Origin of the sequence: Klebsiella sp. LTGPAF-6F, assembly GCF_001753185.1 — a bacterium.
Taxonomy (GTDB): Bacteria; Pseudomonadota; Gammaproteobacteria; order Enterobacterales; family Enterobacteriaceae; genus Klebsiella; species Klebsiella michiganensis.
The window spans coordinates 2,709,452-2,723,318 of the sequence record NZ_CP017450.1 but is presented as its reverse complement, the minus strand read 5'-3'; the positions used below and the strand labels follow the sequence as shown (position 1 = coordinate 2,723,318).

13 protein-coding genes are annotated in these 13,867 nt (G+C 54.9%); 4 read left to right on the top strand and 9 right to left on the bottom strand.

All coding sequences use genetic code 11. From position 1 onward, the window contains the following. The first annotated feature begins 25 nt into the window (after positions 1-25). From BJF97_RS12790 to osmB, 3 genes are all read left to right on the top strand, one after another. On the top strand, positions 26-208 hold the full coding sequence (locus BJF97_RS12790) for a YciZ family protein (RefSeq protein WP_004121231.1): 183 nt from the start codon (positions 26-28) through the stop codon (positions 206-208). 70 nt (positions 209-278) lie between these two features. Next, complete coding sequence (gene yciT / locus BJF97_RS12785) at positions 279-1,028, top strand: DNA-binding transcriptional regulator YciT (RefSeq protein ID WP_014229018.1); 750 nt, start codon at positions 279-281, stop codon at positions 1,026-1,028. Positions 1,029-1,305: 277 nt separating this feature from the next. Next, complete coding sequence (gene osmB, locus BJF97_RS12780) at positions 1,306-1,524, top strand: osmotically-inducible lipoprotein OsmB (RefSeq protein ID WP_004139496.1); 219 nt, start codon at positions 1,306-1,308, stop codon at positions 1,522-1,524. A gap of 97 nt (positions 1,525-1,621) precedes the next feature. Here osmB and yciH read toward each other — a convergent pair whose 3' ends face one another. The 5 genes from yciH to pgpB form a co-directional block, all read right to left on the bottom strand. Further along, a complete protein-coding gene (yciH, locus tag BJF97_RS12775) occupies positions 1,622-1,948 on the bottom strand; it encodes a stress response translation initiation inhibitor YciH (protein WP_014229017.1) in 327 nt (108 codons plus the stop codon). Further along, positions 1,948-2,685, bottom strand: a complete 738-nt coding sequence (gene pyrF / locus BJF97_RS12770) for an orotidine-5'-phosphate decarboxylase (protein WP_014229016.1) — start codon at positions 2,683-2,685, stop codon at positions 1,948-1,950. The genes yciH and pyrF overlap by 1 nt, the downstream gene beginning before the upstream one ends. 192 nt (positions 2,686-2,877) lie before the next feature. Next, on the bottom strand, positions 2,878-4,047 hold the full coding sequence (gene lapB / locus BJF97_RS12765) for a lipopolysaccharide assembly protein LapB (RefSeq protein WP_014229015.1): 1,170 nt from the start codon (positions 4,045-4,047) through the stop codon (positions 2,878-2,880). A gap of 6 nt (positions 4,048-4,053) precedes the next feature. Continuing rightward, on the bottom strand, positions 4,054-4,362 hold the full coding sequence (locus BJF97_RS12760) for a LapA family protein (protein WP_014229014.1): 309 nt from the start codon (positions 4,360-4,362) through the stop codon (positions 4,054-4,056). Between the two features lie 135 nt (positions 4,363-4,497). Further along, positions 4,498-5,265: a phosphatidylglycerophosphatase B gene (gene pgpB, locus BJF97_RS12755; RefSeq protein WP_014229013.1), complete on the bottom strand. Its 768-nt coding sequence runs from the start codon at positions 5,263-5,265 to the stop codon at positions 4,498-4,500. Positions 5,266-5,427: 162 nt separating this feature from the next. Here pgpB and ribA point away from each other — a divergent pair, with 162 nt between their 5' ends. Beyond that, a complete protein-coding gene (gene ribA, locus BJF97_RS12750; protein WP_004121245.1) occupies positions 5,428-6,018 on the top strand; it encodes a GTP cyclohydrolase II in 591 nt (196 codons plus the stop codon). A 57-nt stretch (positions 6,019-6,075) separates the two neighbouring features. Here ribA and acnA read toward each other — a convergent pair whose 3' ends face one another. From acnA to topA, 4 genes are all read right to left on the bottom strand, one after another. Continuing rightward, entirely contained in the window at positions 6,076-8,748 is a 2,673-nt protein-coding gene (acnA, locus tag BJF97_RS12745; RefSeq protein WP_025106987.1) for an aconitate hydratase AcnA, read from the bottom strand. A 395-nt stretch (positions 8,749-9,143) separates the two neighbouring features. After that, positions 9,144-9,311, bottom strand: coding sequence for a YmiA family putative membrane protein (locus BJF97_RS32545; protein WP_004121247.1), 168 nt, complete (start codon positions 9,309-9,311; stop codon positions 9,144-9,146). Positions 9,312-9,556: 245 nt separating this feature from the next. Continuing rightward, the gene (gene cysB / locus BJF97_RS12740) at positions 9,557-10,531 is read right to left on the bottom strand and encodes an HTH-type transcriptional regulator CysB (RefSeq protein ID WP_004121248.1); all 975 of its coding nucleotides are present in this window, start codon (positions 10,529-10,531) and stop codon (positions 9,557-9,559) included. A gap of 331 nt (positions 10,532-10,862) precedes the next feature. Further along, positions 10,863-13,460, bottom strand: a complete 2,598-nt coding sequence (gene topA, locus BJF97_RS12735; RefSeq protein ID WP_014229012.1) for a type I DNA topoisomerase — start codon at positions 13,458-13,460, stop codon at positions 10,863-10,865. Positions 13,461-13,867: the final 407 nt, after the last annotated feature.

Genomic DNA, 13,867 nt, shown 5'->3' with positions numbered 1-13,867 from the left:
TCACATTTGTAACCAGGATAACGCCATGTCAGATCTGAATGCCCGCCTGCTCGCCCAACGAATCGATACCGTGCTGGATATTCTGGTTGCCGGGGATTATCACTCCGCAATCCATAATCTGGAAATTCTGAAAGCTGAACTGCAGGCGCTTTCCAGCGACGAGCAGGAAAATAAACCCGGTCAGCCTAAAGCGCCGTGGGAAATTTGATAATCTTCATCGTCGCCATCGGCCATCCAGGGCCGATCGCGCCCAAATAGCCCTTAACTGCGAAGTTGCTATGAACGCCCGACAACAAAGTATTTTGCAAATGGTCATCGATAAAGGCCGTATGAGCGTGGCCGATCTCGCGAAGATGACCGGTGTCTCTGAAGTCACCATTCGCCAGGATCTGAATTCACTCGAGAAACAGAGCTACCTGCGGCGTACCCACGGCTTCGCCGTTCCGCTGGATAGTGAAGATGTGGAAACCCGCATGATGACCAACTTCGCGATTAAGCGAGAGCTGGCTGCGCGGGCCGCTACGCTCGTTTCGTCCGGGGAAACGGTGTTTATCGAAAACGGGAGCTGCAACGCCCTGCTCGCCCGTACGCTTGCCGAGCGCGGCGATATCACTATCATCACCGTCAGCAGCTATATTGCGCATCTGCTGAAAGAGACGCCTGGAGAAGTCATCCTGCTGGGCGGGATCTATCAAAAGCGCAGTGAAAGTATGGTGGGTCCGCTAACCCGTCAGTTTATTCAGCAGGTCCACTTCAGCAAGGCCTTTATTGGCATTGACGGCTGGCAGGCTGAAACCGGATTTACCGGACGGGATATGATGCGTGCTGACGTGGTCAACGCGGTGCTTGAAAAGGGCTGTGAAGCGATTGTGCTCAGCGATAGCTCGAAATTCAACGTGGTTCATCCCTATCCGCTCGGCCCGATAGGGCGCTTCAACCGCATTATCACCGATGATAATCTCAATGATGCCGTGCGCAACCAGTTAACCCAGTGCGGTTTAGCCGTCGATATTGTTAACCATCCCTGATCCTTATTTCTGCCTTGTCGCCGCTTTGCCGGGCTCTCCCCGGCATCGCCCTGGTCTGAGACTTTTCTGACACCTGAATTCAGACTTTTTACCTGCCTGAAAAATTTATAGAAAGTAGAATTAATGTTAGCGATATAACAGGAAGTAACTATCACCTGCGTGAATAGAGCAACACCTGCGCAACTAAAGCTTCATGGAATACCCCCCGGGCTGGCGTAACAAGCTATGCTTAAGGGAAGTTGTATCCATGAATAGATTATTCAGGAGAAAAAAAATGATGACTTCAATGAACAAAAAAATGGCCGCTGTGGTTCTGGCCGTCACTGTTGCAATGTCTCTGAGCGCTTGTTCTAACTGGTCTAAACGCGACCGTAACACCGCTATCGGCGCAGGTGCCGGTGCACTGGGCGGTGCGGTATTAACGGACGGCAGCACCCTGGGTACCCTCGGCGGCGCGGCAGTCGGCGGGATTATCGGCCACCAGGTGGGTAAATAATATTAACCACGAACAATAAAATGAAAGTTTATATTTGCTGACCAGTACACCAGCACAAAAATAAAGGCCACGATATTTATCGTGGCCTTATTATTAATCAACCGCCAGCCAGCTTAACCTTCATGCCTTTGGCTTCCAGAAGCGATTTGAGCAAGTCACGCTTATCGCCCTGAATCTCAATCACGCCATCTTTTACCGCCCCGCCGCAGCCGCATTTCTTTTTCAGCTCGGCAGCCAGCTTAGCCAGCGCGTCGTCACTTTCATCTATTCCGCTAATCAGACACACGCCCTTCCCCTTGCGTCCGCTGGTCTGGCGCTGGATACGTACGATACCGTCCCCTTTCGGACGCGCCTGTACCGCTTTGGGCTCATCAATACGACCGCTGTCCGTTGAATAAACCAGACGACTGTTGGAATCGCTCATCATACCCCCTTATTCAACGATGCGTTGATACCGCGCAGAGTGGCGGCCGGATCGGCAGACTGCGTTACCGGACGACCAATCACCATGTAATCTACCCCCGCCGCCTGCGCCTGTTCCGGCGTCATAATGCGCCGCTGGTCACCCGCGTCGCTACCTTGCGGACGAATGCCAGGCGTCACCAGCTTGAACGCCTGGCCCAGCTCTTGTTTAAAGCGAACCGCCTCCTGCGCCGAACAGACAACGCCATCCAGCCCGCAGCGCTGGGTCAGCGCCGCCAGCTTCGCGGCGTGGTCCGCCGGAGATAGCGTAATGCCCAGATCCTGCAGATCGCTGGCTTCCATGCTGGTTAACACCGTTACCGCAATTAATAGCGGCGCATCTTTTCCGAAGGGCAGCAGGGCCTCACGTGCGGCAGTCATCATACGCGCGCCGCCGGAGGCATGAACGTTAACCATCCAGACGCCAAGCTCTGCCGCTGCGGCGACCGCACGCGCCGTGGTATTCGGGATATCGTGAAATTTTAGATCGAGGAAAATCTCAAAACCGCGCTGGTGCAGGTCGCGAACAAACTGCGGCCCCAGCAGGGTAAACATCTCTTTACCAACCTTGAGCCGGCAGTCGCGCGGGTCGATACGGTCGACAAACGCCAGCGCTTTATCACGGTTATCATAATCGAGAGCAACGACGATGGGAGAGGATGTGACAACGCGGGAAGAAGATGTAGCAGTAGACGTCATGACCGGACCTTAATTGTTGATGAGCGCCGGTTCGGCGCAAAAAAGGTAAACGGGCAGCATTCTACCTGCGATAAGCCGAAAATAACAGGCTGCATTTCCCTCCCTGCCGGACGCCTTAATAGCCGTAGCCGGAGGAGACGGACATAATAATCCATAAGTATGTTGTAACTAAAGTGCGGCTTTTTTTTAAAATTACTGCCCGTCGAGTCCGCGAATGGGCTTAATGGTTGACCACGACCGGCAGGATGGACAGTGCCAGTACAGCGTATGGGCGGTAAAGCCGCATTTCTGGCAGCGGTAGCGCGGCTTGCTGCGGACCTGCTCGCCCACCATCTGGCGCAGCACGCCCAGGCTCTCCTTCGCACGCCCCTCTTCGGCTTCATTAATGTGGTAATCGATGAGCTTATGGAAAACGCGCATCGTCGGATGGCGCTCCAGCTGGCGAGTCACGTAGTTTTGCGCGGCGTCAACCCCTTCCCGCTGTTCGAGGATCTGCGCCAGCATCAGATCGGCCGTCGCGCCGGTATTTTCCTCCGCGCAGCGGCGCAAAAATGCTTCCCACTCGTCGGTTTTCCCTAACTGCTGGTAACAGGTTTGCAGCATCTCCAGGGTTTCACCCACCAGTTCTTTATCCTGCTCAATCACCCGCTCCAGGCTCTCTACCGCTTTGGCATAGTCGCCCTTCTCCATCCATACCCGACCCATCATGATGGAGACGCGAGCGCTGTTGCGATCCGCCGCGGCGCCTTTTTTCAGCAGCGCCATCGCCTTATCCAGATCGTTGCCCGCCATTTGCTGCAGCGCCAGTTCACACCAGAAATTGGCGATTTCGCCGCGATGTTTCTCTTTCCCCAGCTTAACCAGACGCTCGGCCACTTCTATCGCCGACTGCCAGTCGCTGGTTGCCTGATAAATTTGCAGCAGCTGCTGCAGGGCGCTCAGGCGAAAATCCGTTTCATCCACCAGCTGTTTGAACATCCCCTCCGCCCGATCGTAGAGCCCGGCGGCCATATAATCGCGCCCCAGCTGCTGAACCGCCAGCAGGCGCTGGTCGTAAGTCAGCGAGGCGCTTTCCATTAAGCTCTGGTGGATGCGGATAGCGCGGTCAACTTCACCGCGCGAGCGGAACAGGTTGCCCAGCGTCAGATGGGCTTCGACGGTGCCGGTATCCTCTTTCAGCATATCGAGGAACAGATCGACGGCTTTATCCTGCTGATTGCTCAGCAGGAAGTTGACCCCTGTAACGTAGTCACGCGACAGACGGCTCGCATCGTCCTGTTTGGACTGTTGTGCACTTCTGCGCCCCATGTACCAGCCATACGCTGCGGCAACGGGCAAAAGCAGAAACAACAACTCCAGCATAAATGATTATTCCTTCACCGCAGGAACACCGGCTTCTGCAGGCGTAGCGCTGGCTGGCGCGATCTGATGCTCCAGACGCTTAATTTTACGCTCAGCGCGCGCCAGAGAGACGCGAACGCGCAGCCAGAAAAGACCGCAGATCAGCCAGCCGATAGCAAAACCGGCAGCAAAAAGCACGGCCAGCAGCGTCGAAATACGGAACTCACCCTGCGCGAGGAGATAGTTGAACGTGACCACCTGGTCATTCTGCGCGCCCAGCGTCACTGAAATGACGAAGATGGCTAACACCAGTAAGAAAATAAGAAAATATTTCACATGACTTCCCGTTCTGTGGGTTGCGCGAAAAAATCCCGCGTTCAGCCCTATAAAGTACCATTTTCGCCGCAGCGGTGAAATGGAAATGCATGACACCAGTACAGGATATGCGGCCTGATAGGGGTAATATCAACATTATTCCGGCGCTGCCGCCCTTTTTTTAATATCCTGCGCCTCTTCTCCCGGCGGCGATAGCGGGCCGCAGAACCGCTGGGCAAGCCAGGTCGCCAGGGTCACCAGCAGCCAGGAAATCAGCGTTGCGACGATCAGATCCTGCGGCCAGTGCATGCCCAGCGCCAGGCGGCTGCCCATCACCGCCGTCGCCCACGTTAGCAGCAGCGCCAGGGTGACCCAGCGACGCCGCGGCCACAGCAAACCAACGCCGAGCAGCGCCCAGCTGGCAGCGAACATCGTATGGCCAGACGGGAAAGCGAAGCCGGTCTCTTTTTGCCAGTGCTTGCGCAAAAATTCGGGGATTTGCTGCTCTTGCGCCAGCTGCTCATGCACCAGTTTAGCGCGTTCTTTGCGTTTCAACGCGTAGAATTGCGTGACCGGCACCTGCTGCGTCTGCTCCAGCCAGATGACAAAGGGACGAGGCTCCTGAACGCGGCCTTTAATCCACGTCTTCATTCCCTGCCCAACCAGTATCGCTGCGGCCAGAATGAGGAACAGCATTATCGCCGCTCGCAGACGAAAACGCAGGCACCACAGAAACCAGGCGCATAAGATAACGTGCGTAATGATGCCCCATGGCTGCGTCACCGTCTCGGTCACCCAGTACAGCAGCTTCATCGTCCCTGCCGACAGCCCGGGATGCCATTTCCAGCCCGAAATCCAGATCGCAGCAGGCATGATTAATAACAGGGCCGCGCCAACGGCGGTTCGTCTGGCAATCAACAGCATCTCATCTCCTTATTCATTAACCTCAATATCATAACGGAAAGTAGTTCGTTTGTGCGCTTTGCGCGCAGGTAACCCGACGCAATTAGGAGAACGTCGCGCCATTGTGGCAAAATAGCGGCAAACAGAAGCACAGTCAGGTGCTGATAGAATCTGGAGAATCACATGCAGCTTAAACGTGTGGCAGAAGCCAAACTGCCAACCCCATGGGGCGATTTTCTCATGGTGGGTTTTGAAGAACTGGCAACCGGGCAGGATCACGTCGCGCTGGTATTTGGCGATATTTCGGGGCAATCCCCGGTTCTGGCTCGCGTACACTCTGAGTGTTTAACGGGCGACGCCCTTTTTAGCCTGCGCTGTGATTGCGGATTTCAACTGGAAGCGGCGTTGTCGCATATTGCCGAAGAGGGGCGCGGCATTCTGCTGTATCACCGCCAGGAAGGGCGCAATATCGGTCTGCTGAACAAAATCCGCGCCTACGCGTTACAGGATCAAGGCTATGACACCGTGGAAGCCAACCATCAGCTGGGTTTTGCCGCCGATGAACGCGACTTCACGCTGTGCGCAGATATGTTTAAGCTGCTCAACGTCGACCAGGTACGCCTGTTGACCAACAACCCGAAGAAGGTCGAAATCCTGACTGAAGCGGGAATTAACATTGTGGAACGCGTGCCGCTGATTGTGGGACGCAACCCGAAAAATGCCCACTATCTGGATACTAAGGCTGCCAAAATGGGGCACCTGCTGAGCAAGTAATTCCGTTGAAAAATGAAGGGCCAGCCTGTGCTGGCCCTTTTTATATCAGACGCGGGTTTACAGCATATTGCGGATCACATAGTGCAAAATACCGTCGTTCTGATAGTAGGTCAGCTCAGTCGCGGTATCGATGCGGCAGCGGCATTCAATCACTTCCTGCCGGCCATCCGCGCGCGTCAGCGTGACCGGCACCGTCATACCGGGCTGCAGAGCCTGCAGGTTGCTGATATCTATCCGCTCCTCGCCGCTCAGTCCCAGCGTTTTACGCGTCACCCCCTGCGGGAATTCCAGCGGTAAGATCCCCATTCCAATCAGGTTGGAGCGGTGGATACGCTCGAAAGACTCGGCAATCACCACCCTGACGCCGAGCAAACGCGGTCCTTTAGCCGCCCAGTCGCGGCTGGAGCCGGAACCGTACTCTTTGCCTGCGATCACCGCCAGCGGCGTGCCCTCCGCTTTGTAGAGCATAGCGGCATCGTAAATAGCGATAGGTTGACTATCCGGAAGATGACGGGTCATCCCCCCCTCCACGCCGGGGACCATTTCGTTACGAATACGAATATTGGCAAACGTCCCGCGCATCATCACCTCATGGTTGCCGCGACGGGAGCCGTAGGAGTTAAAATCAATGCGTTCGACGCCGTGATTTTGCAGATAACGGCCCGCGGGGCTGTCGGCTTTAATGCTGCCCGCCGGGGAGATATGGTCGGTGGTAACCGAGTCGCCCAACATGGCCAGAATGCGCGCGCCGTGAATATCCTCTACCGGTTTAGGCTCAACGCCCATCTCATCAAAGAACGGCGACAGGCGAATGTAGGTGGAATCATCCTGCCAGTCGTAGGTATCAGAGCGATCCACTTTAATCGCCTTCCACTCGGCTGTCCCTTCAAACACTTCGGCGTACTCTTTACGGAACATCTCCGTTGAGACTTGCTCAACCGCCTGCGCGACTTCGATTCCGCTCGGCCAGATATCCTTCAGATACACCGGCTGACCATCTTTACCCGTCCCTAACGGCTCACGGGTCAGGTCGAGATTCATATTCCCCGCCAGGGCGTAGGCGACCACCAGCGGCGGCGACGCCAGCCAGTTGGTTTTTACCAGCGGATGAATACGTCCTTCAAAGTTGCGGTTGCCGGAGAGCACAGCCCCGACGGTCAGATCGCCCTGCTTGATTGCGCGCTCGATCGGGTCCGGCAGCGGTCCGGAGTTACCGATACAGGTGGTACAGCCATAGCCGACCAGATTGAAGCCCAGTTCATCAAGATACGGCGTCAGCTTTGCGTGGGCCAGATAGTCGGAAACGACCTTCGACCCGGGAGCCAGCGACGCTTTAACCCACGGCTGCGGTTTCAGCCCCCGCTCAACGGCTTTTTTGGCCAGCAAGCCGGCGGCCATCAGGACGCTGGGGTTCGACGTGTTAGTACAGGAGGTAATGGCGGCAATCACCACCGCGCCGTCAGGCAGCGAATACTGCTGTCCGTTCAGCGTGTAGTCGATTGGCCGTTTATCTTTCTGCGCGTGATTAACTTCCAGCTCGGTGCTGGCGGCAAAGGCCTGGGGCACATCGCCGAGCGCTACGCGATCCTGCGGGCGTTTCGGCCCGGCCAGGCTGGCTTCAACGGTTCCCATATCCAGCGCCAGCGTGCTGGTGAATACCGGTTCATCTCCAGGCTGACGCCACATGCCCTGCGCTTTCGCATAGGCTTCTACCAATGCCACCTGCTCTTCGCTGCGGCCGGTCAGGCGCATATAGTCAAGCGTTACCGCATCGATCGGGAAAAAGCCGCAGGTCGCGCCATACTCCGGGGACATATTGGCAATCGTCGCGCGGTCCGCCAGCGGCAGAGAATCGAGGCCATCGCCGTAGAATTCAACAAACTTACCCACAACGCCGTGTTTACGCAGCATTTGGGTGACCGTCAGGACCAGGTCCGTCGCGGTAATGCCTTCACGCAGCTTGCCGCTCAGCTTGAAGCCAACAACGTCCGGGATCAGCATGGAAACCGGCTGACCGAGCATGGCGGCTTCCGCTTCGATACCGCCGACGCCCCAGCCCAGAACGCCTAAACCGTTAATCATCGTGGTATGGGAATCGGTGCCGACCAGGGTGTCGGGGAAAGCCACCCACTCGCCGTTTTGCTGTTCGCTCCACACCGCCCGGCCAAGGTATTCGAGGTTTACCTGGTGGCAAATACCGGTACCCGGCGGTACTACGCTGAAGCGGCTGAATGCCTGCTGCCCCCAGCGCAAAAAGACGTAGCGCTCATGGTTGCGCTCCATCTCAAGCCGGACGTTCTCTTCAAAAGCATCATCGTCACCAAAACGGTCTACGGTGACCGAGTGGTCAATCACCAGGTCGACGGGCGAAAGCGGGTTCACTTTGGCGGTATCGCCGCCCAGGCGTTTGACCGCTTCGCGCATCGCCGCCAGGTCCACCACGGCAGGAACCCCGGTAAAGTCCTGCATCAGGACGCGCGCCGGACGGTAGGCAATCTCCCTGTCGGCATGGGCATGCTTCAGCCATCCGGCCAGGGCATGAATATCTTCGGCGGTCACGGAATCGCCGTCCTGCCAGCGCAGCAGGTTTTCCAGTAGCACTTTGAGCGATTTGGGCAAGCGCGAGAGATCGCCCAGTTGTTTAGCGGCCAGCGGTAAGCTGTAGTAATGCCAGGTTTTATCTTTAACCTGGAGCGTATCCTTACTGGCTGCTCGTAGGGTTGACGACATAGCTCCTCCTTTACCTTAGGGATAGCATCCCCTGATCCTCCTCAGGGTCATTATTAAAGATAACACATCTTTGATGTAACATTTTGATAACAACTCAAATTGCTAAAATAGGCGTAACGCATTAAGACAGGAAATTTGAATAATGAGGGCGGATATATTGAGAAGGATTGAAGAAGTCAGGTTTGCGTCGGCGAGCGCGTCGTATTAGTACACGAGTACAAAGAAAGACTAATCGCCATTATTCTGGCGATTAGTCCAATAGAGAAAATTTATCGAGCGAGTCTAAAAAGGGAAAAATTATATCCTCCTTATTACCGCTATTTTATCAGATAGAAATAATTCTCAATAATTCACTTGTCATAAAACTGACATAACCGCTGTGACTGGAAGGTGCTCTAGCTTAGTAACCAAACGTTGCAGACAACCAGAGCAATGACGCTCCAGAACATCGCAAGCCCAAGGATAACGGCGCTCCAGGCCTTACTTCTCAAAACTGGATCTATCTCAGTCTTGTCACGTTCCTGTGACATCGCAAACTTCATATAATCGATATCACTAATCATTTTTTCACCACCAATCGCTAAGAATTACTAACCACAGATAAATCTTAATTATGCATTGCCTATTAATCCAGTGAATTCGCTTTTCAGCAGATATCTTTCATCATTAATTTGATCGCGGCAGGTATATTTGCAAATGTGGTACGAGGAGTTAACGAAAATTGTGATTCAGACGAGGTTTAGATATTCCATTTCAGGCCATTATAGGCTTTGGCATCCCCGAGAGGATGCCATTATTTTTTCTGTGGTTATTTTTCCGGTAATTTAATATCTTTGAACATCGCTTCAATATCTTCATTTGAGCGCAAAGCAACGGCGGTATCGACCACATCCCGGGTCAGATGCGGCGCAAATCGCTGAATAAAATCATACATATAGCTTCGCAAGAAGGTACTGCGACGGAAACCTATTTTCGTGGTGCTGTGGCTGAAAATACCATTGGCGTCCAGCTTCACCAGGTCCGGATCGGAAACCGGATCCACCGCCATACTGGCAATTACCCCTACCCCAAGGCCCAGACGCACGTAGGTTTTAATCACATCGGCGTCGGTGGCGGTGAAAACGATGCGCGGCGTTAAGCCGGCGCGATTAAAGGCGGTATCCAGCTCGGAGCGGCCGGTGAAGCCGAAGGTGTAAGTCACCAGCGGATACTGCGCCAGCTCCTCAATCGATACCGACTCTCGCGACGCCAGCGGATGCTCTGGCGTGACGACCACGGAGCGGTTCCAGTGGTAGCACGGCAGCATCACCAAATCATCATAAAGATGAAGCGCTTCGGTCGCGATAGCGAAGTCAGCATTGCCTTTCGACACCGCCTCGGCGATTTGCGTTGGCGACCCCTGATGCATGTGCAAGGAGACGCGGGGATAGCGTTCGATAAAGCCTTTGATAACGCCCGGTAGCGCGTAGCGGGCCTGGGTGTGGGTAGTTGCTACGTACAGCGACCCCTTATCAGGCCAGGTATGCTCACCCGCTACCGATTTGATCGCATCGACCTTCGACAGGACCTCGCGAGCGATGCGTATGATCTCCTGGCCTGCGGGAGTGACCTGGGTCAAATGTTTGCCGCTGCGGGCGAAAATCTGAATTCCCAGCTCATCCTCCAGCATGCGAACCTGCTTGCTGATGCCCGGCTGTGAGGTGTACAGGCCTTCGGCCGTGGAGGAGACGTTCAGATTATGGTTAACAACCTCAACGATATAGCGGAGCTGCTGTAGTTTCATGGCTGATATCCGATAGCACGTAAAATAAACCCGCTTAATACATTTTACGCTCAGGTCATTTGGCGGTGGACGGGCTAGCCCGAACCTCCCTGCGACTCGCCGCGTTGGCGCCACAACGTATCCTGATGACGGTGATGTATAAGACGATAAGATAATAAAAAAGGGATTAGCTATAACCACTATATCATTTATATCTACAGTGTATAGATACTAACAAAAAATAATAAGGCGGTTATAAGGAGAGAGGAGGAACAGAGTAATATCTTGGATATCAACAACATGTGATGTCAAAAAAGGGCCGCGGCGCGGCCCTTTTATCAGATGATAGCAGTTACTTCTTTGCTTCAGTCCATTTGCCATCTATATAGAAAGCTGACCAGCCGGTGGCTTTGCCGTCTTTCTCTGAGGCAACGTACTGCTGCTTAGTTTTGCGGCTAAAACGCACCATCGTTTTGTTGCCTTCCGGATCCTGCTGCGGCGCATCGGCCAGATAGCGCAGCTTCTCCGCCAGGCGGTCGCGGAAGCGGTAGAGCTCTTCCACGAGCGGCGCGCGGGTTTCGCGCGATTTCGGGAAGGTGTTGGCGGCCAGGAAGACGCCCGCCGCGCCATCGCGCAGAACAAAGTAAGCGTCCGATTTCTCGCACGGCAGCTCCGGCAGCGGCACCGGATCTTCTTTCGGCGGCGCCACTTCCCCGTTACGCAGGATCTTACGGGTGTTTTTACACTCGTCGTTGGTGCAGGCCATATACTTACCAAAACGCCCCATCTTCAGGTGCATTTCGGAGCCACATTTTTCACACTCAACGATCGGGCCGTCATAGCCCTTGATGCGGAACTCGCCCTCTTCGATTTCGTAGCCATCGCAGGTCGGGTTATTACCGCAGACGTGCAGCTTGCGCTTCGGATCGATGAGGTAGCTGTCCATCGCCGTGCCGCATTTTTTACAGCGGCGTTTAGCGCGCAGCGCGTTGGTTTCAGCGTCATCGCCTTCCAGCACGTTGAGCACTTCGTTTTCCGGCACCAGGTTAATGGTGGTTTTACAGCGCTCTTTTGGCGACAGCGCGTAGCCCGAGCAGCCGAGGAATACGCCGGTGCTGGCGGTACGGATCCCCATCTTGCGCCCGCAGGTTGGGCAGTCGATGGTGGTCAGCACCATTGGGTTCGGCTGCATGCCGCCCTCTTCCGGATCTTTCTCTGCCGTCTGCAGCTGCGAGGTAAAGTCTCCGAAGAAGCTGTCGAGGACCTGCTTCCACTCGGCCTGATGGTTAGCCACCTGGTCGAGGCGGTCTTCCATCTGCGCGGTGAAATCATAGTTCATCAGATCGCGGAAGTTCTCTTCCAGACGATCGGTGACGATTTCGCCCATCTTTTCCGCATAGAAGCGGCGGTTTTCCACCCGCACGTAGCCGCGATCCTGAATGGTCGAAATGATCGACGCATAGGTGGACGGACGACCGATGCCGCGTTTTTCCAGCTCTTTAACCAGCGAGGCTTCGCTAAAACGCGCCGGCGGCTTGGTAAAGTGCTGCGCAGGGGTAAGCTCGACCAGGCTCAGGCTGTCGCCCTTATTGACCATCGGTAAAGTACGGTCTTCATCGCCTTTACGCAGGGCTGGCATTACTTTGGTCCAGCCGTCAAAGCGCAGCGTACGGCCGCGGGCTTTCAGTTTGAAATCGCCGGCTTTCACCGTCAGCGTGGTGGAGTCGTACTGCGCAGGCGTCATCTGACAGGCGACAAACTGGCGCCAGATCAGCTGATACAGTTTCTGCGCATCAGATTCCATATCTTTTAACGTTTCGGCCAGCACGTTGACGTCGGATGGACGAATCGCCTCGTGCGCTTCCTGCGAGTTTTCTTTGCTGGCGTACTGATTCGCGCTCTCCGGCAGATATTTCTTACCGAAGTTGTCGCCAATGTAGCCGCGCACCATGCTCAGCGCGTCCTGGCTCAGGTTCGTCGAGTCGGTACGCATATAGGTAATGTGGCCCGCTTCGTAGAGACGCTGCGCCATCATCATGGTTTTCTTCACGCCGAAGCCAAGACGCGTGCTGGCGGCCTGCTGCAGCGTGGAGGTGATAAACGGCGCGCCCGGCTTGCTGCTGGTCGGCTTATCTTCACGCTCCAGCACGCTGTAGCTGGCTTTCTCAAGCAGCGCGACCGCCGCCATGGTTTCATCACGGTTTACCGGACGGAACGGCTTATCGCCGTTATGCGTGACCTGCAGCGGTAACGCATCGCCGCCAGGGGTCGTGGTGCTGGCGTCAACTTCCCAGTACTCTTCCGGAACGAACGCTTTAATTTCGCGCTCGCGCTCGACCACCAGACGCACCGCAACCGACTGGACGCGGCCTGCTGACAGACCGCGGGCAATTTTTTTCCACAGCAGTGGAGAGACCATGTAGCCCACCACGCGATCCATAAAACGGCGCGCCTGCTGAGCGTTGACACGGTCAATATTCAGTTCGCCCGGCTTTTCGAAAGCCTGACGAATCGCATTCTTCGTGATCTCGTTGAACACCACGCGGCTATAGCGCTGTTCATCACCGCCGATAACTTCCCGCAGGTGCCATGCGATGGCTTCCCCTTCGCGGTCAAGGTCGGTTGCGAGATAGATGTGGTCAGCTTTTTCCGCCAGCTGTTTGAGTTCAGAAACGACCTTTTCTTTACCCGGGAGTATTTCATAGTGCGCATTCCAGTCATGCCACGGGTCCACGCCCATACGGTTGACCAGAGCGCCGCGTTCATCCTTCTTAGGCTTTTTAGCCCCTTTGGTGGAGGTAGAGTCGGCGCTCTTTTTGGAAGCTGAGCCACTGGTCGGCAAATCGCGGATATGACCGACGCTGGACTTAACCACGTAGTCATTACCCAGATACTTATTGATCGTTTTGGCTTTTGCCGGGGACTCAACGATAACGAGAGCTTTACCCATATTCACCTTTACCTAATTTGATTCATCCAGGAATACATCGCACATTGATTCACCATCCACTGGCGACACGTCACAACCTATGTTGCGTCGTTATCGATGGATATCAACCCCTTGCACCGGTTTCGCATCCATAAAACCAGATAGCTGAGTTTGCTGGCGTTTTCTCGCCAGGCGACATAGCACGAATAATTTTTGGCCGAATGTCAAGCAAATCTGTTGCCAGATCGCTGAAAGCGTCACACTGTACCTGATAAAATTCGTTACGCAACTTTATTAGCATGCAAAAGCAAATCCCGCCACTAAACTGATGTTTATTAGGCTTCTGCGATTACCCCTGCAAGATCAATGGAAAATTTGCCCCTCGCCGCCGCGCGGCGTAGACTAGCCGCGAAGAAACACAGGAGGCA

Coding starts and splice junctions, on each gene's coding strand:
- BJF97_RS12790 (WP_004121231.1), top strand. CDS start 26: ATGTCAGATCTGAATGCCCGCCTGCTCGCCCAACGAATCGATACCGTG.
- yciT (WP_014229018.1), top strand. CDS start 279: ATGAACGCCCGACAACAAAGTATTTTGCAAATGGTCATCGATAAAGGC.
- osmB (WP_004139496.1), top strand. CDS start 1,306: ATGACTTCAATGAACAAAAAAATGGCCGCTGTGGTTCTGGCCGTCACT.
- yciH (WP_014229017.1), bottom strand. CDS start 1,948: ATGAGCGATTCCAACAGTCGTCTGGTTTATTCAACGGACAGCGGTCGT.
- pyrF (WP_014229016.1), bottom strand. CDS start 2,685: ATGACGTCTACTGCTACATCTTCTTCCCGCGTTGTCACATCCTCTCCC.
- lapB (WP_014229015.1), bottom strand. CDS start 4,047: ATGCTGGAGTTGTTGTTTCTGCTTTTGCCCGTTGCCGCAGCGTATGGC.
- pgpB (WP_014229013.1), bottom strand. CDS start 5,265: ATGCTGTTGATTGCCAGACGAACCGCCGTTGGCGCGGCCCTGTTATTA.
- ribA (WP_004121245.1), top strand. CDS start 5,428: ATGCAGCTTAAACGTGTGGCAGAAGCCAAACTGCCAACCCCATGGGGC.
- acnA (WP_025106987.1), bottom strand. CDS start 8,748: ATGTCGTCAACCCTACGAGCAGCCAGTAAGGATACGCTCCAGGTTAAA.
- BJF97_RS32545 (WP_004121247.1), bottom strand. CDS start 9,311: ATGATTAGTGATATCGATTATATGAAGTTTGCGATGTCACAGGAACGT.
- cysB (WP_004121248.1), bottom strand. CDS start 10,531: ATGAAACTACAGCAGCTCCGCTATATCGTTGAGGTTGTTAACCATAAT.
- topA (WP_014229012.1), bottom strand. CDS start 13,460: ATGGGTAAAGCTCTCGTTATCGTTGAGTCCCCGGCAAAAGCCAAAACG.